This window comes from Methylobrevis albus (assembly GCF_015904235.1).
GTDB lineage: Bacteria > Pseudomonadota > Alphaproteobacteria > Rhizobiales > Pleomorphomonadaceae > Methylobrevis_A > Methylobrevis_A albus.
Genome location: NZ_JADZLT010000049.1, coordinates 271,650 through 287,505, shown reverse-complemented (window position 1 = coordinate 287,505; position 15,856 = coordinate 271,650). Strand labels below are relative to the sequence as shown.

13 protein-coding genes are annotated in these 15,856 nt (G+C 71.1%); 3 read left to right on the top strand and 10 right to left on the bottom strand.

Annotated elements, in window-relative coordinates; genetic code table 11:
- Nucleotides 1-151 precede the first annotated feature (151 nt).
- Both I5731_RS08515 and I5731_RS08510 read left to right on the top strand, forming a co-directional pair.
- Nucleotides 152-2,299, top strand: a complete 2,148-nt coding sequence (locus I5731_RS08515; protein ID WP_197310930.1) for a S8 family peptidase — start codon at nucleotides 152-154, stop codon at nucleotides 2,297-2,299.
- Between the two features lie 329 nt (nucleotides 2,300-2,628).
- Nucleotides 2,629-4,794 carry a S8 family serine peptidase gene (locus I5731_RS08510; protein ID WP_197310929.1) on the top strand — a complete coding sequence of 722 codons (2,166 nt, stop codon included), beginning with the start codon at nucleotides 2,629-2,631 and terminating at the stop codon, nucleotides 4,792-4,794.
- Nucleotides 4,795-4,876: 82 nt separating this feature from the next.
- Here I5731_RS08510 and purU read toward each other — a convergent pair whose 3' ends face one another.
- Nucleotides 4,877-5,743, bottom strand: a complete 867-nt coding sequence (gene purU, locus I5731_RS08505; protein WP_197310928.1) for a formyltetrahydrofolate deformylase — start codon at nucleotides 5,741-5,743, stop codon at nucleotides 4,877-4,879.
- A gap of 327 nt (nucleotides 5,744-6,070) precedes the next feature.
- Nucleotides 6,071-6,994, bottom strand: coding sequence for an SMP-30/gluconolactonase/LRE family protein (locus tag I5731_RS08500; protein ID WP_197310927.1), 924 nt, complete (start codon nucleotides 6,992-6,994; stop codon nucleotides 6,071-6,073).
- A 263-nt stretch (nucleotides 6,995-7,257) separates the two neighbouring features.
- Between I5731_RS08500 and I5731_RS08495 the strand changes: the two genes are divergently transcribed.
- The gene (locus I5731_RS08495; RefSeq protein ID WP_197310926.1) at nucleotides 7,258-8,172 is read left to right on the top strand and encodes a ferritin-like domain-containing protein; all 915 of its coding nucleotides are present in this window, start codon (nucleotides 7,258-7,260) and stop codon (nucleotides 8,170-8,172) included.
- A 130-nt stretch (nucleotides 8,173-8,302) separates the two neighbouring features.
- Here I5731_RS08495 and I5731_RS08490 read toward each other — a convergent pair whose 3' ends face one another.
- The 8 genes from I5731_RS08490 to gspD are packed head-to-tail and all read right to left on the bottom strand — an operon-like array spanning nucleotide 8,303 to nucleotide 15,666.
- Nucleotides 8,303-9,229: a type II secretion system minor pseudopilin gene (locus tag I5731_RS08490; protein ID WP_197310925.1), complete on the bottom strand. Its 927-nt coding sequence runs from the start codon at nucleotides 9,227-9,229 to the stop codon at nucleotides 8,303-8,305.
- The gene (locus tag I5731_RS08485; RefSeq protein WP_197310924.1) at nucleotides 9,229-10,035 is read right to left on the bottom strand and encodes a hypothetical protein; all 807 of its coding nucleotides are present in this window, start codon (nucleotides 10,033-10,035) and stop codon (nucleotides 9,229-9,231) included. The genes I5731_RS08490 and I5731_RS08485 overlap by 1 nt, the downstream gene beginning before the upstream one ends.
- Nucleotides 10,032-10,508: a prepilin-type N-terminal cleavage/methylation domain-containing protein gene (locus I5731_RS08480; protein ID WP_197310923.1), complete on the bottom strand. Its 477-nt coding sequence runs from the start codon at nucleotides 10,506-10,508 to the stop codon at nucleotides 10,032-10,034. Before I5731_RS08480 ends, I5731_RS08485 begins: the two co-directional genes overlap by 4 nt.
- Nucleotides 10,505-10,999 carry a prepilin-type N-terminal cleavage/methylation domain-containing protein gene (locus I5731_RS08475; RefSeq protein ID WP_197310922.1) on the bottom strand — a complete coding sequence of 165 codons (495 nt, stop codon included), beginning with the start codon at nucleotides 10,997-10,999 and terminating at the stop codon, nucleotides 10,505-10,507. Before I5731_RS08475 ends, I5731_RS08480 begins: the two co-directional genes overlap by 4 nt.
- Before the next feature lie 8 nt (nucleotides 11,000-11,007).
- On the bottom strand, nucleotides 11,008-11,487 hold the full coding sequence (gene gspG / locus I5731_RS08470) for a type II secretion system major pseudopilin GspG (RefSeq protein ID WP_197310921.1): 480 nt from the start codon (nucleotides 11,485-11,487) through the stop codon (nucleotides 11,008-11,010).
- A 60-nt stretch (nucleotides 11,488-11,547) separates the two neighbouring features.
- Nucleotides 11,548-12,759 (bottom strand): type II secretion system F family protein, encoded by a 1,212-nt coding sequence (locus I5731_RS08465; protein WP_197310920.1) that lies wholly within the window; start codon nucleotides 12,757-12,759, stop codon nucleotides 11,548-11,550.
- A 49-nt stretch (nucleotides 12,760-12,808) separates the two neighbouring features.
- On the bottom strand, nucleotides 12,809-13,438 hold the full coding sequence (locus I5731_RS08460; RefSeq protein ID WP_197310919.1) for a prepilin peptidase: 630 nt from the start codon (nucleotides 13,436-13,438) through the stop codon (nucleotides 12,809-12,811).
- Entirely contained in the window at nucleotides 13,435-15,666 is a 2,232-nt protein-coding gene (gene gspD / locus I5731_RS08455) for a type II secretion system secretin GspD (protein WP_197310918.1), read from the bottom strand. The genes I5731_RS08460 and gspD overlap by 4 nt, the downstream gene beginning before the upstream one ends.
- Between the last annotated feature and the right edge of the window lie 190 nt (nucleotides 15,667-15,856).

The window sequence follows — 15,856 nt, the reverse complement described above, 5'->3', positions numbered from 1 at the left end:
CTGATTTGGTGGTTCGGCGGCAAATCTTCTCGGCCCAGCACGGACATATTGCGTGCACCGATGGCCAGGGACGTGCCGGATTCCTAGCATCGGGGGTCGTATTATGAATATGTCTCTATCGCGGCTGCTGGCCTTTGCCAGTGCCGTTGCCTTGGCCTTGCCTGCGTTCGCGGCCGACAAGCCGGGAACCCTGCCGGACAAGATCGTGGTCAACAAGAATTTCGTCGAGTTGCTGAACGGCACGGAAGCCGTGCCGGTCGTCGTGACGATCAATACGCTGCGCCGCGCCTCGGCGCGCGACCTGCTGGAGCCCGCGTCGCGCGCTGCCGTCAAGGCCGGGATCGCCGCCGACCTCGACGCCGCGGTCGCCGGCCTGGTGCCCGGCCGCAACGTCCTGAAGCTCACCACCTCGCCGCGTTTCGCCACCCGGCTGACCCCGGCCGAGATCAAGGCGCTCGCCGCCTCGCCGACGGTCGCCTCGATCGAATACGACATCCAGGTCGAGAAGCACCTCGACCAGGCGATCCCGATCGTGCAGGCGAACACCGTGCATTCGGCCGGCGGCAACGGCCGCGGCCTCTCCGTCGCGATCATCGACGACGGCGCCCAGCGCAGCCATCCCTTCCTCGGCAACCGCCACATCGCCGCCGCCGAGGCCTGCTTCATCGCCGGCAGTTCCGCCTGCCCGAACGGCACCGGATCCCAGATCGGCGCCGGCGCCTCGGAAGCCGCCCCGGGCCAGAGCCACGGCACCCACGTCGCCGGCATCACGGTCGGTCGGCGCAGCGGCGCGGCCGGGCCGCGCACCGGCGTCGCCTTCGCGTCGCGCTACATCCCGATCAACGTGTTCGGCCCGTTCGGCAGCACCGGCTTCTCCAACCTCGACCGCGCCTTCGAGCATGTCGAAGACCTCGTCCTCGAGGGCAACAACCGCTACAAGATCGCCGCGGTGAACATGAGCATCGGCGGCAACCGGTTCAGGACGGAGTGCGACAGCGCCCTGCCGAACACCAAGGCCGTGCTGGAACGCCTGCGGGCGCTCGGCATTCCGGTCGCCATCTCGGCCGGCAACAACTCGTGGGACGACGACATGGGCGCCCCCGGCTGCATCAGCACCGCGGTCTCCGTCGCATCGGTCGGCAAGACGTCGGCGCGCGCGTCCTACTCCAACATCAACCGCACCACCGACCTCTTCTCGGTCGGCGGCGAATTCGGCGACTGCGTCGTCTCCTCGGTGCAGACCAACGCCTTCGACGCCTTCTGCGGCACCTCGATGTCGTCGCCGATGGTGGCCGGCCAGTTCGCCGTGCTGAAGCAGCTGTTCCCGAACGCGACGCCGGCGCAGATGCTCGCGGCGCTGCAGCGCACCGGGCAGGCGATCACGACGCCGGTGCATACCAAGCCGCTGACCAAGCTCGAGCGCGCGCGCCAGTTCCTGCTGAACCCGACGCCGCCGACCAACGACGCCTTCGCCAAGGCGGTCAACCTGCCGCTGAACGGCTACCTCGCCGGCAACAACACCTATGCCACCCGCCAGACCGGCGAGCGCCGCCACGTCACCGCGACCGACGGCCAGACCATCTGGTACAAGATCCGCGTGCCGACTGGCGGCAGCGTCACCATCGACACGCTCGGCTCGGACTTCGACACCGTGCTCGCGGTCTACAGCGAGACCTCGCTCGCCGCGCTCTCGACCCCCGTCGCCGCCAACAACGACGTCGGCGGCGCCCAGAAGGCGAGCACCGTCTCCTTCAATGCCGACCGCAACCGGCTCTACTACGTCGCCGTCGGCGGCGCCGCGCCGGGTGAGGAGGGCCACGTCGTGATCAGCACGGCCGTCCAGCCGCTGCCCCCGACGAACGACGCCTTCGCGTCGAGCCGTGCGGTGAGCTCGCCGCCGGTCGGCGGCGCCGTGGCGCTGCGTTCCTCGAACCTGCTTGCGACCACCGAGGCGGGCGAACCCATCCAGGGCTTTGAGAGCGCGACCGTCTGGTACCGGTTCCGGACCAGCGCCGCGGGCCGCTGGATCGTCGAGACGGCGCAGAGCGACTTCGACACGACGCTCGCCGTCTACGACGGTACCACGCTGCAGAACCTGAACCTGGTGCTGTACAACGACGACCGTAGCGCGACCGACCGGACCAGCCGCGTCGTGTTCACCGGCGTCGCCAACAAGGTCTATTTCGTCCAGGTCGGCGGCTACAACAACGCCCAGGGCAACATCCGCCTGCGCATCGCCGCACCGCGCCCGGCGCCCGGCGCGGCGGTCGAGGAAGTCTCGCTGATCGAGATGAAGTGACCTGACGATCCGTCGCGGGCCACGGCTCGCGGCCTCTTCGATGCTGCCATCAGGGAGCCGGCTCACGCCGGCTCCTTTTGTTTTGCTTGGAATTTCCGCGCGTCGGCAGTCACCGACGTCGCGGTCGCCTCAGGATTGCTTTCCGGCACATTGCACGCGACTCCCCATTTCTTTGCAGCCATCTATTGACAGAGCAAAAAATCGGGAGCGGAAGTATCGTCCATCGCCTGCTTATTTCGGGCGATGACTCCGCCATGACGCCAGGTACGTTTTGTACTTTGGCGGTCTGCCGGGCCTTTGCATTTATTTTTTAGTCGGGGGAATCGGTCATGATTGACAGGACGAGGTTGGTATCGGCGATCGCGATCGCCGTTGCCATGACCTTCGCCGGCGCGGCCAGCGCCGACGAGACGGGCGGCAAGATCGTCGTCACCAAGGAATTCGCCAAACTTCTCGACGGCACCGCCCCGATCCCGGTCGTGGTGACGGTGGCGCTGGCCTCCGCCGACGCGGTGACGGCCCAGCTCGACGACGCGGCGACGCGCGGCGCCGCCAAGGCGGCGATCGCGGCGACGCTCGACGCGGCGGTGGCCGGCCTCGTGCCGGGCAAGGCGGTGCTGAAGCTCACCACCTCGCCGCGTTTCGCGACGAAACTCACCACGGCGGAGATCAAGGCGCTCGCCACCGATCCGCGCGTCGTCGCCATCAACTACGACGTGCCGGTGTTCAAGGATCTGACCCAGAGCATTCCGCAGATCCAGGCCAACACGCTGCAGTCGGCCGGCGGCACCGGCTCGGGCCGCACCGTGGCGATCATCGACGACGGCGCCCAGCGCAGCCATCCCTTCCTCGGCAACCGCCACATCGCCGCCGCTGAGGCCTGTTTCATCGCCGGCACCACCGGGTGCCCGAACGGCACCGGCGAGCAGATCGGTGCGGGCGCCGCCGAGGCGAAGCCCGGCCAGAGCCACGGCACCCACGTCGCGGGCATCGCCATCGGCCGCAACACCCTCGCGGGCAACCCCCGCCTCGGCGTCGCCCGCGCCGCGCGCTATATCCCGATCAACGTGTTCGGGCCGTTCAGCGGCACCGCGTTCTCCAATCTCGACCGCGCCTTCGAGCACGTCGAGGATCTGGTGCTGACCAACAACAACACCCACCGCATCGCCTCGGTGAACATGAGCATCGGCGGCGGCGGCTCGTCGGGGCAGTGCGACGACAACTTCCCCAACACCAAGGCGATCCTGACCCGGCTGCGCAACCGCGACGTCCCGGTGATGATCTCGGCCGGCAATGGCGGTGGCAACGACTTCATGGGCGCGCCGGGCTGCATAAGCACGGCGATCTCGGTGTCGTCGGTGTCGAAGACCTCGGTGCCCTCGACCTTCACCGACATCAACGAGACCACCGACCTGTTCGCACCCGGCGGCGAGTTCGGCGACTGCATCGTCTCGTCGGTGCAGACCAACAGCTATGCTGCCTTCTGCGGCACCTCGATGGCCTCGCCGCACGTCGCCGGCGCCTTCGCCGCGCTGAAGCAGCTGTTCCCGGCCGCCAAGGCGCCGCAGATCCTCGCGGCGCTGCAGCAGACCGGCCAGCTGATCCAGGACACGATCCACAAGAAGCCGCTGATCAAGCTCGAGCGCGCCCGGCTGTTCCTGCTCAACCCGGTGCCGCCGAGCAACGACGCCTTCGCCCGCGCCCTGACGCTGCCGATCAACGCGTCGCTGTCGACCAACAACGCCTTCGCCACCCGGCAGACCGGCGAGCGGCGCCACGTCGTCTCCACCGACGACAAGACGCTCTGGTACAAGTTCCGCGCGACCGGCGGCCTCGTCACCATCGACACGCTGGGATCGGATTTCGACACGGTGCTCGCGGTCTATGACGAGACCACCCTCGAGACGCTGTCGACCCCGGTCGCGAGCAACAACAACGTCAGCGCCACGCAGCTCGCGAGCCGCGTCAGCTTCAACACGGTCGCCAATCGGCTCTACTATGTCGCCGTCGGCAGCCTCCGCGCGAGCACCTATGGCCACGTGGTGATCTCGACCGTCGGCACGGTTCCGCCGCCGCCGAACGACAACTTCGCCGCCGCCCGGACGTTGACGATCCCGGCCGCCGGCATCCTCTCGCTCACCGGCAGCAACAGGGGCTCGTCGGCCGAATCGGGCGAGCCCTACAGCACCGCGACCGTCTGGTTCCGCTTCCGCGCCGCGGCCGCCGGCACCTGGCAGATCGACACCAACGGTAGCAACTACGACACCAAGCTCGGCGTCTATCGCGGCACCGCGGTCAATGCGCTGACCGCCATCGCCCAGGACGACGACGGCGGCGACGGCGTCAACAGCCTCGTGCGCTTCAACGCCGTCGCCAACACGCTCTACTACGTTCAGGTGGGCGGCTTTAACGGCTCCACCGGCAACTTCACGCTGCGCATCGCCAATCCGTCGAACAGCTCCGCGAGCGTGGACCTGGTCGCGACGCGGCGCTGACCGGCAAGGCGCTGCCCGAACGACAGCAGGGGCGCCCTTCGGGGCGCCCCTGTTCGTTTGCGCGCGGCTGCGGGACGCCCGGTCAGTCGGCGAAGACCACCGTCTTCGCGCCGTTGACGAACACCCGATCCTCGATGTGGTAGCGCACCGCGCGGGCGAGCACGCGCCGCTCGATGTCGCGGCCCTTGCGGATCAGGCTTTCGGGATCGTCGGCATGGCTGATGCGCTCGACGTCCTGCTCGATGATCGGCCCCTCGTCGAGGTCCGCCGTGACGTAGTGCGCCGTCGCGCCGATCAGCTTGACGCCGCGCTCGAACGCCTGGTGGTACGGCTTGGCGCCCTTGAAGCCCGGCAGGAACGAGTGGTGGATGTTGATGCAGCGTTGCGCGAGCCGGCGCGTGAGGTCGTCGGACAGCACCTGCATGTAGCGCGCGAGCACGACGAGCTCGGTGCCGGTCGCCTCGATCAGCGCCAGCAGCTTCTCCTCCTGCGCCGCCTTGGTCTCCCGCGTCACCGGCAGGTGGTGGAACGGCGCGCCGTCGAAATCGATGCCGGCGTAGGTCTCGGGCCCGTGGTTGGCGACGATCGCCGTGACGTCCATCTGGAGCTCGCCGATGCGGCGGCGGTAGAGCAGGTCGACGAGGCAGTGGTCGAACTTCGAGGCGAGGATCATCACCCGCCGCGGCCGGCGTTCCGGCCGGATCGCCCACTCCATGCCGAAGCTCTCCGCCACCGGCGCAAAGCCCGCCGCGATGCCGTCCGGGTCGATCGGACGGTCGACACCGTCGAAGACGACACGCGCATAGAAGCGCCCGTCGCCGGAGGCGTCGTCATACTGGCGCGACTCGCGGATGTTGCAGCCCTGGCGGAACAGGTAGTCGGAGAAGGCGGCGACGATGCCGGGCCGGTTGCGGCAGGCGAGCGTGAGGCGGAAGGTTTCGGAAGTCATGGCACCCCGACGAGGGAACGAGGGACCGGCCGCGGGTTGGGAGCGCCGCCGCCGACGAAAACCCGTGTCATTTCGCCGCATTCATCGGCGCCGTCAATCGGTAAATTGATCCGGCGGCAACATGTTTTCCTGATGGGAAACCCTGCCGGCGCCCCGGCAAAAAAGCGGCCCGGACCCCGCCGTCGGCGGCATCCGGGCCAGCAATGACATCGATGAACGACTTGAAGAAAGATCGCTTCGGCAATCGTCGGATGTCGTAATCGGGCTGCCGGCCCGCTGCCGCCCGGCAGCGGAACGGCTGCCCCCGAACGGGGCACCCACCGATGCTTACGGTCTGCCGCCGGGATAAGTTGCAGGCCCGGTCGCGATAAAGATCGCATAGAGCGATGTCGTCGCCGTGACGAACAGCCGGTTGCGCTTCGGCCCGCCGAAACAGAGGTTCGACACCGGCTCCGGCACCGCGATCCGGCCGAGCGCCGCCCCGTCCGGCGCATAGACGCGCACGCCGTCGCCGCTCGAGGTCCAGAGGTTGCCGTGCCGGTCGACCCGGAAGCCGTCGAAGAAGCCGGCCGGCGAGGTCGCGAACACCCGGCCGCCGCCGACGGCGGTGCCGCCCGCCGCAACATCGTAAGCCCGAATCGTCGCCGGCAGGCCCGTCACATGGGTGCCGCCGGTCTCCGCGACATAGAGCAGCCGCTCGTCGGGCGAGAAGGCGAGCCCGTTCGGGCGCACCATGTCGGTCACCACCGCCGCGGCGGTCCGTGTCGCCGGATCGAAGCGGTAGACGTGGCAGGCGCCGATCTCGCTCGTCGCGGCGTGGCCTTCGTAGTCGCTGTCGATGCCGTAGGTCGGATCGGTGAACCAGATCGTGCCGTCGGACCGCACCACGACGTCGTTGGGCGAATTGAGGCGTTGCCCGCCCACCCGGTCGACCAGCCCGGTCCAGCGGCCGTCGTGGCCGAGCCGGGCGAGGCGCCGCGCGCCGTGCTCGCAGGCGATCACCCGGCCCTGGCGGTCGAGCGTGTGGCCGTTGTGATAGCCGCACGGGCTTTCGAAGACCGAGACCGAGCCGTCGGTCTCGTCGAAGCGCAGCACGCGGTCGTTCGGAATGTCCGACCAGAGCAGCGATTTCGCCGCCGGCACGTAGACCGGCCCCTCCGCCCAGCGGCAGCCGGTGGCGAGCCGCTCGAGCGCCGCGCTCGCGATCACCAACGGGCCGAAACGCGGGTCGAAGCTCTCGATATCGGGCATGGCGGACGGTGCTCCGGGGCAGGGTGTCGTCGCGGAATCGCTGCCGTCACGAGGACCACGGCGGCCCGCGCCGGTCAATCCACCCGCGGCCCGGCGCCGGCGCCGACAGCCGGATCCGGTCGCTGCCGAAATAAAGTGCCGCCGGCTGAAACCTTTGGCATACGCCGACAGTAGTCCCCCCGTGAGCGAAGCGCGTCGCCGTCATTATCGACGATGCGCCATGGCCGTCCGGCCAGCATCGTCACGAACAAGGGAACGAAACCATGGGCGAGATCAAGCAAACCAGCCTCGAAGGGCTGACGATCGGCAAGGACGCGCTCGATGCGGGTCGGCGCGCCTTCCTGCGCAGCTCCGGCCTGATGGCCGCCGGCGCCGCGGCGCTGGTCGGTGGCGTGGCGGCGAGCGATACCGCCGCAGCCCAGTCCGCCGGCATCAACGATGCGGACATCCTCAACTTCGCGCTCAACCTCGAATATCTCGAGGCCGAGTTCTACCTCCGTGCCGTCAAGGGCAGCGGCCTCGCGGACGCCGACACCACCGGCGTCGGCACCCTCGGCCCGGTCGCCGGCGGCCGCCGCGTTCCGTTCACCACGCCGCTGGTGCGCGAATACGCCGAAGAGATCGCCGCCGACGAGGAGGCGCACGTCAAGTTCCTGCGCGCCGGTCTCGGCACCGCCGCCGTGGCGCGCCCGCGCATCGACCTGCGCGACAGCTTCACCGCCGCCGCCCTCGCCGCCGGCCTGATCGAGCCCGGCCAGCGCTTCGACGCCTTCGCCAACGAGACCAACTTCCTGCTCGCGGCGTTCATCTTCGAAGACGTCGGTGTCACCGCCTACAAGGGCGCCGCCCGCTTCCTGAACAACAAGGACTTCCTCGAGGCCGCCGCCGGCATTCTCGCCGTCGAGGCCTACCACGCCGGCGAGATCCGCACGCTGCTGCTGCAGCGCGGCCTCAGCGACCCGGCCTTCGCGATCTCGCGCCTGCGCGACAACGCCGACGGCCCCGGCATCCGCGACCAGGGCATCCTGCGCTTCGGCAAGGCCAACATCGTCCCGGCCGACGCCAACGGCATCGTCTACAGCCGTACCCCGGCGCAGGTGCTGTCGATCGTCTACCTCGGCGGCGAGGCGGCCAACAACGGCTTCTTCCCGAACCGCCTCAACGGCGGCCTGCGCTGAGCGGCGGCATAGCCGGCCCACACTGACCTGAAGCCTCTGCGGAACTCTGGCGGCGGAACGGAACCGGCCTTCGGGCGGAAACCACCGCCGCCTTTTTTTATCCGCGGCTCGCCGGTCGCGTGCCGCCGCCTCAGCGGTCGGTCCATTCGGCGACGTGATAGAGGCTGCCCTCGGCGACGCCGGGGATCAGCATCACCGCCGCCCGCCGCGGCCGGCCGGCGCGCGGCGTGACGGCGACCGTCACCTCGAACGCCGCCGGGCCGCCGGCGCCGGCAAAGCGCGCGCTGTCGCCGATCAGTTCCAGCATCTGCTGCGCCACCGCTTCGGTGAGCCGCCGCCGCATCTCGATCAGCCGCGACACCGTCGCCGGGCCGACCCCCGGCAGGATCTCCAGCACGGCGCGGGGTGCGGCGCCGAGGTCGATGCGGCCGCTCGGATTGAACACCGTCACGAAGGGCTGCAGCGCGACCACGTCTTCGGCGGCGAGCCCCGGCAGCAGGCGCAGGTCGGCGACGCGCGCGAAGCGCGTGTTGGCCGGGCCATAGGCGAGGCCGGCGGCGGCGTAGCGGTCGCGCTCCGAGCCGCCGCGGTGGTCCTCGTCGTCGCCGTCGCGCCAGTCGGCGACCAGCCCGGCGAACTCGTCCGGCCGCATCGAGCGGCCGCGCGCCGCGGCATAGGCGGCGGCGAGCAACGCCGGGTCGGCGCCGTTGAGATCGACGAGGCCGCGCTGCGCCGTGACCGCGAGGGTGACGCGGCCGGCGTCGAAGCGGATCTCCTGGCCGTCGAGCCCGGCCGCGGACACCTGCTGCGCGAAGAGCTGGTAGGCCGCGGTCTCGACGCCCGCGCCGAGCAGCGCCTCGATGACGAGATCGTCGCGCCGCAGCGCGGCATCGCCGAGGCCCGCGCGCGACAACAGCAGCAGGCTGGCGACCAGCGCCGTAGCGAGCGCCGCAATGCCGAGCACCGACACCAGCACGAAGCCGCCCCGCCCCGAGCCGCGTTCCGCGGCACGGCGTCGCGGCGCGGTCCTGCCGGATGCGCCGGGACCGGCCGCCATCAGCCCCCCTCCCGCGGCGCGCCGGGCGGCCGCTCGGCGGGCTCCGCCTGCGCGGGCTCGCCGGCCGCCGGGTTGGCACCGGACCCAGCCGGGGCGAGGCTGCAGCCGGGCTTGGTGATGTCGATGCAGGCGGCCTCCGCGGTGATGCGCAAGGGGATCCGCACCGGCGGATAGGCCGGCGCGCCGGCGGCGTCGAGAATGTCGATCACCACCACCGCCGGCATCGACGCCGGATCCGTCCAGCTCTCGCGCAGCACCGGCACGCCGTCCGGTCCGCGGCCCTCGTAGCCGAAACGGAGGTCGAGCGGCCCGGCGTAAGCCTCGCGCACCGGGCCGAGCGTCAGCCCGCGCGGGCCGGTCGCCTCGCGCGGCAGCGGCGCCTCGGCGACGAGCAACCGCCGCCGCGGGTCGCGCCGGTCGACCTCGAAGATCGTGACCACGGCGGCGGCGAGCCCGTCCGGCCCCGTCACGTCGCGCGCGAGGATCAGCCGGGAGGACGTGCCGGTGAAGATGAAATCGCCGAGGCCGGCGTTCGCCTCGGCGCCGGAAGGCGAGGCCCAGCGCAGCCGGGCGGCAGGGGCGATGTCGCGCCGGAGCGCCGCCACGGTGCGTCCGACCACCTCGACGACGCCGGCCCGCGACGCCGCCCGGTCGCCGGCGCGCAGCAGCAGGCCGGACAGCGAGGCGAGCCCGGCGAGGATCATCGCCCCGATCGCCAGCGTCGCGATCGCCTCGACGAGCAGGTAGCCGCCGCGCCGGTCGCGTCGCCGGCGCATGGCGAGCGGTGCGGGACGGCGCCGGTTCATGGCACCACCGCCGCGTCGAGCAGCCGCACGGTCTCGACCGCCAGCACCCCGCCGCCGGTGTCGACGCGGATGAACACGCGCAGCGGCCGCCATTCGGCCCGCGCCCCCGCGTCGGGCCCGTTCCCGGCGCCTTGCGGGCGCGGCGGGGCGGCGAGGCCGAGCACCTCGGCGCGCACCGTCCAGCGCCGGCCGAGCGTCTCGCCGGAGACGCCGCCGGCGCTGAGCCAGCCGGGCTCGGGGGAAAGGTCGAGCAGGTCGCGCGCCACCTGTTCGGCGGCGGTGAAGGCGGCGGTGCGCTCGATGCCGCTGCGCGCCGTCACCACCGCGCGCTGCGCCGCGATGGCGAGCAGGGCGACGACGGTGAAGGCGACCAGCGCCTCGATCAGGGTGAAGCCGGCACGCGGCGACCGGCCCGGCGACGGCGGACGGGGTGACGGACGGGGCGAGGGCGGGATCGCGGCGGCGCGCGTCACGGCACCATCACCTCGACGGCGGCGGTGACCGGGTTGATGGTGACCAGTATCGACGCGCCGCGGCCGCTGAGGCCGAGGATCGCCCCCGACGAGCGCCCGTCGGGCGTGAACACGACGCTGCGCGCCCCCTCGCCGGCCGGGGTCAGCCGGACCCCGCGTGACAGGCCGATCACCGGCCCGCCGGCCCCCGACGCCAAGCGGCCGCCGTCGAAATCGAAGCGGCTCTCCACCGCCTCGCCGCGCGTCAGCGCCGCCGTGCGGTCGGCGCGCAGCAGCGCCACCACCCGCGCCGCGTCGGCGCGGACGGCGCCGCGCCCGCCCGACAGCGGCGCCCGCGGCAGCGCCAGCGCGGCGAGCAGGCCGATCACCACCATCGCCAGCATCAGTTCCATCAGCGTGAAGCCGCCGCGCCGGTCGCGTCCCGGCCCACCGGCGCGGCGCGCGGCGCGCGGCGCGGGGATTGACCGGGAAGGCAGGCCGGCGCGCTGCATCGGGCGGCTCACTCGTTGGAGATGTCCGCCGCGTCCGCCTCGCCGCCTTGCTGGCCGTCGGAGCCGAGCGAGGTGATGACGTAGGGCGCGGCCTGTCCCGGCTGGCGGTAGACGTAGGGATTGCCCCAGGGGTCGGCCGGGATCTCCGACTGCTGCACATAGGGCCCGGCCCAGGTCGGCGCCGAGGTCGGCCGCTCGACCAGCGCGCGCAGGCCCTCGGCGTTCGACGGATAGCGGCCGTTGTCGAGGAAGAAGAGATCGAGGGCGGCCGCAAACGACTGGATCTGCAGCGTCGCCGCCCGCTCGCGCGAGCTGGTGAGATAGTTGAGCACCCGCGGGCCGACGAGGCCCATCACGAGGCTGAGGATCACCAGCACGACGAGCAGTTCGACGAGGGTGAAGCCACCGCGCCGGTCGCGGCGCAGCTTGCCGCGCGCCGGCACCGGGCGAGCGGCGGAAGTCTGGGTCTGGATCTGCGTCGGCTGCATGAAGAACACCTGGAATCCGTTCGAAACGACGTCGGCAGGCCGCCCGGCCGCATCCGCGCCCTAGACGAGAAGGTCGTTGATGCTGATCAGCGCCGTCATCACCGAGATGATCAGCCAAGCGACGAGCATGCTGACCGCGACCATCATCAAGGGGCCCACCACTGCTATCAGACGTCCGAGGGAGCTATCCAGCTTCGCCTCGTAGAAAAAAGATATCCGTTCGGCCGCCTCGGGCAGGTTTCCCGCCTCCTCGGCGACCCTGAGCAGCTGCACCACATGGCGCGGCAGCAGCGTGCGCCGCGACAGCGCGGTGGAGAGCCGGCTGCCCTGGCGCACGTCGGCGATGACGTGGTCGATTTCCGCCCCCGCCCCCGGCGCCCGGAGCACGCCGCGGATCAGCCCGAGCGAGGTGGAGATGTCGACGCCGGTGGCGGCGAGCACCGACAGCGTGCGGCAGAAGGTCAGCGTCAGGTCGTGCGAGACGATGGTCCGGGTGATCGGCAGCCGGGCGAACAGCGAGATCCACACCGAGCGCCCGCGCAGCATGAGTTTTGCCGCCAGCACGGCGCAGAGCACCGCGGCCGCCCCGAGCACCACGAGGTCGAGATTGTCGCGCAGGCCCCGCGACAGCTCGAACACGACCAGCGCCGACGGGTCGATCCGGTCGCGGAACCCCTGCAGCGCGCCCTCGAACTGCGGCACCACGTAGAGCATCACGAAGAAGAACACGCCGATCGCCGCGCAGACGAGGAACAGCGGATAGGTGATCGCCGACAGGAAGCGGCTGCGCAGCTGCTCGTTGCGCTGGCGCTCGCGGGCAATGCCCGTCAGCGCCTGCTCAAGCCGCCCGCCCGCCTCCGCCACCTCAACCATCTTGACGTAGACGGGGGGAAACAGCGCCGGGTGCATCGCCAGCACCTGCGAGAAGCTCTTGCCGCCGGCAAGTTCGACGTGCAGCTGGCGCAGCAGCTTGGCGAGCCAGCGCTTCTCCTCCATGTCGCCGAGGATCTGCAGCGCCTCGCCGAGGACGACACCGCCCTTCAGCAGCATGGCGAGGTCGAGGGTGAAGCCGGTGATGTCCTGCGGCCGCGGCTCGGGGGTCAGGAGGTCGCGCCAGCTCCGCCCGGCCGCCGCCGCCACCTCGCGCCCGCTCAGCGGCGTATAGCCGGCGTGATCGAGCTGCTCGAACAGCTCGGCGATCGACGCGGCGTCCATCGTGCCCGTGGTCATCGCGCCGGCGCGGTTGATCGCGCGATATTCGAAGGTCGCCATCGAAGGCCCCGTTGCCCATGCCGGCGGATCATCCCGCCGCCGGCTCCCCTCAAAATCCCGCCTGTCGCACGCACCACAGCCCGGCGAGGATCGGCGCGAGCAGCGCGCCGAAGGCGAGCCGCTGCTCCGCGCCCGGCGCGGCGCCTTCGTCCGCGACCGGCTCCGGATCCGCCGCGCGCCCCGCCCGCCGCCGCCGCAGCGCGAAGATCGCGAGCCCGGCGAGACTCGCCGCGAGCAGCGCGACGGCGAAATCGGCCGTACCGACGAGCAGCCCGCCCGCTCCGGCGAGCTTGACGTCGCCAAGGCCGATGCCGTCGAAGCCGCGCCGCCGGTAGTGCGCCTCGCGCAGCAGCCAGAGGCCGCCGCCGCAGATAATCCCGTCGAGCAGCAGCTCATAGGCCGCATCCGCCAGCAATCCGTCCGGCAGCGCGGCCCCGAGCCGCACCGCGGCGCCGAGCAGGCCGATTGCGAGCACCGCCCCGTCGGGAATCTCGAGGCGGACGAGATCCTCGCGCATGATCCAGCCGGCGAGCAGCACGAGGCCCGCGCCCGGGGCCGCCGCCGGCACCGCGACGCCGTAGGCCGCGGCGGCGACGAGGCCGATCGCCGCCAGCACCGCGAGCACCGCGACCGCCCATTCGGCCCGCCGGTGCGGCGCGGTGGCCGCGTCGTCCGTCACTGGTTGCCGCCCGACCCGTTCACCGACCAGAGCTTGGAGCGGAACTCCTCGGCGACGGACTGGGCGTCCTCGCCGTTGCGCACCACCACCGGCCGGATCAGAATCACGAGCTCGTTGCGGCTCGACGCGCGCGCCCGCTCGCCGAACAGGTTGCCGATCCCCTTCAGCCGGTTGAGGCCCGGAATACCGCTCTGGCCGCGGTCGCGGCCCTGGCTGATCAGGCCGGCGAGCAGCACCGTCTGGCCGCTGATCACCGAGATCGTGCTCGACACCGCGCGCTTCGAGATCGTCGGCGTCAGCGTGTTGGCGCCGTCGCTGACGTTGGAGATCTCCTGCTCGACCTGCATCGTCACCGCGTCGTTGGTGCCGATGCGCGGCGTGACTTTCAGGATGATGCCGGTGTTGCGGAACTCGACCTGATTGACGATCGGCGCGTCGCTGTCGGAGATGTCCTGCGCCTGACGCACCGTCACCGGAATGGAATCGCCGACCTGCAGCATCGCCGGCTGGTTTTCCAGCACCACCAGCGACGGCGACGACAGCACCTGCACGTCGGTGATCTGGTCGAGCGCCGAGATGATCACGTCGGGGTTGGAATTGGTGCCGACGACGAAGTTGAAGCCCGGCAGTTCGCGCTGCAGCGTGCTCGCCGCGCGGCTGAACAGGCCGACCGAGCCGTTGTCGTCGCCGAGGCCGACGTTGGAGCTCTTGACGAAATACTGCACGCCGTTGCGCAGTTCCTCGTTGAGCCGCACCTCGGCGATGGTGACGTTGATCGCCACCTGCAGCGGCGTCGAATCGAGCTGGCGCAGCGCCGCGAGCACCTTCCGCCAGGTTTCGCCGTCGGTGTAGGTGATCACCGAATTGTTGGAGGCGTCGGCGGTGATCCGGATCGACGGACCCTGCCCCTGGTTGCCGCCGGTGAGGTCGATCGTCGCCGGTGCGAGCCCGCCCGCCGCCGCAGCGCCGCCCGTGCCGCCGGCCGCCGCCGGATCCTGGTCGCCGCCGAAATCGCCGGTGCCGCCGCCGTTGCCGAAGGGATCGCGGTTGGCGCCGTCGCCGCCGCCCATGTCGGCGTCCGCATCGCCGAAGCCGCTGCCGTCGTCCGCCCCGCCGGTTCCGCTGGCCGACGCCGTGCGCGTAGTCGGCTGCGCCGGGGTCGCCGCGCCACCGGTGTCGCCGCCGCCGGCGCCGAAGATGCCGCCGAGGATGCGCGCGAGTTCGCGGGCGTCGCGGTAGTGGGCGCGGTAGACGAAGACGTTCTCGCCCGCGGCCTCGCTCTGCTGGTCGAGGCGCCGCACCCAGTCCTCGGCGCGGCGAATCAGGGTGGCGTTCTTCGAGATTGCCATCACGGCGCGCAGGCGGGTGATCGGCTTGAACTGGATCACGCCGTTGCTGCCGGAGAAGACGTCCTCGAGTTCCGAGACGATCGCCTGCGGCGACGCGCGGCGCACCTCGAAGATGCTGACCGACTGGTCGCGCATCCAGTCGGCGTCGAAGGAGAGCACGGCCTGCGCCACTTCCTCGCGCTTCGGCCCCGGACCGCGGATGACGACGGCGTTCTGCGCGGTGTCGACGCGCACGCCCTCGGCATCGACGATGAAGCCCGACAGCAGCCGGCTCATCGTCCGGACCGAGACGTAGCGCAGCGGCACCACGGTGATGCCGTAGCCCGGCGTCGTGCGCCCGGCCCGGTCGACCACACCGGCGCCGATCGTGCCGGCCGCGACCGTGTAGCCCGAGCCGGTCTTGCTGAGCGAAAAGCCCTGCGTCTGCAGCGCCGATTCCAGCGTCTGCAGCAGTTCGTCGCGCGAGACGGGGCGGGGGGAGGAGACGGTGATGATGCCCGCAACGTCGGGGCTCATCGTATAGGGCACGCCGAGCGCGTCACCGAGCACCGCGCGCACCACGTCGCGCAGTTCGGCGTTCTCGAAGTTGATGCGGTAGCCGCCGTCGCTGCCGCCCGCACCGGAACCCGAGGAGGCGCTGCCGGCCGGCCCGAAGTCCGGACTGCCGGCGGGGCCGAAGTTGTAGCTCGCGCCGGTCGTCCGGTCGACGCGGACCACCCCTTGCACCGAGCCGGTGACGTCGCTGCGTGGCTGCCGCGCCCGGAGGTCGCCGAAGACGTCCGACGTGATCGCACCGGTGCCGCCGCTATCGGCTTCCTGCGCGGCGCAGGCGCCGAGAAGGACCGTCGCCAGGACGAACAGGATCCGCAAAGGCCACATCACCCGACGCCCAAAGCCCCTCAAAACGCGCACAGAATACCTCATCCGTTATACACGCGCCGCCCCGCCTTCCAAGCGCTAAGCTTCGGTTAACGACTGCGCCCACAGGAGCGTTGCCCGCTTGCATCGGGACAGACGGACGGGATCTGTGGTTTCATCCCCGCCGCCGGCGGAATATCTGCCGCGACGG

What these genes read in the sequence shown, in the direction of transcription:
- I5731_RS08510 (WP_197310929.1), top strand. Translation starts at nt 2,629, where the DNA reads ATGATTGACAGGACGAGGTTGGTATCGGCGATCGCGATCGCCGTTGCC.
- purU (WP_197310928.1), bottom strand. Translation starts at nt 5,743, where the DNA reads ATGACTTCCGAAACCTTCCGCCTCACGCTCGCCTGCCGCAACCGGCCC.
- I5731_RS08500 (WP_197310927.1), bottom strand. Translation starts at nt 6,994, where the DNA reads ATGCCCGATATCGAGAGCTTCGACCCGCGTTTCGGCCCGTTGGTGATC.
- I5731_RS08495 (WP_197310926.1), top strand. Translation starts at nt 7,258, where the DNA reads ATGGGCGAGATCAAGCAAACCAGCCTCGAAGGGCTGACGATCGGCAAG.
- I5731_RS08490 (WP_197310925.1), bottom strand. Translation starts at nt 9,229, where the DNA reads ATGGCGGCCGGTCCCGGCGCATCCGGCAGGACCGCGCCGCGACGCCGT.
- I5731_RS08485 (WP_197310924.1), bottom strand. Translation starts at nt 10,035, where the DNA reads ATGAACCGGCGCCGTCCCGCACCGCTCGCCATGCGCCGGCGACGCGAC.
- I5731_RS08475 (WP_197310922.1), bottom strand. Translation starts at nt 10,999, where the DNA reads ATGCAGCGCGCCGGCCTGCCTTCCCGGTCAATCCCCGCGCCGCGCGCC.
- gspG (WP_197310921.1), bottom strand. Translation starts at nt 11,487, where the DNA reads ATGCAGCCGACGCAGATCCAGACCCAGACTTCCGCCGCTCGCCCGGTG.
- I5731_RS08465 (WP_197310920.1), bottom strand. Translation starts at nt 12,759, where the DNA reads ATGGCGACCTTCGAATATCGCGCGATCAACCGCGCCGGCGCGATGACC.
- gspD (WP_197310918.1), bottom strand. Translation starts at nt 15,666, where the DNA reads ATGTGGCCTTTGCGGATCCTGTTCGTCCTGGCGACGGTCCTTCTCGGC.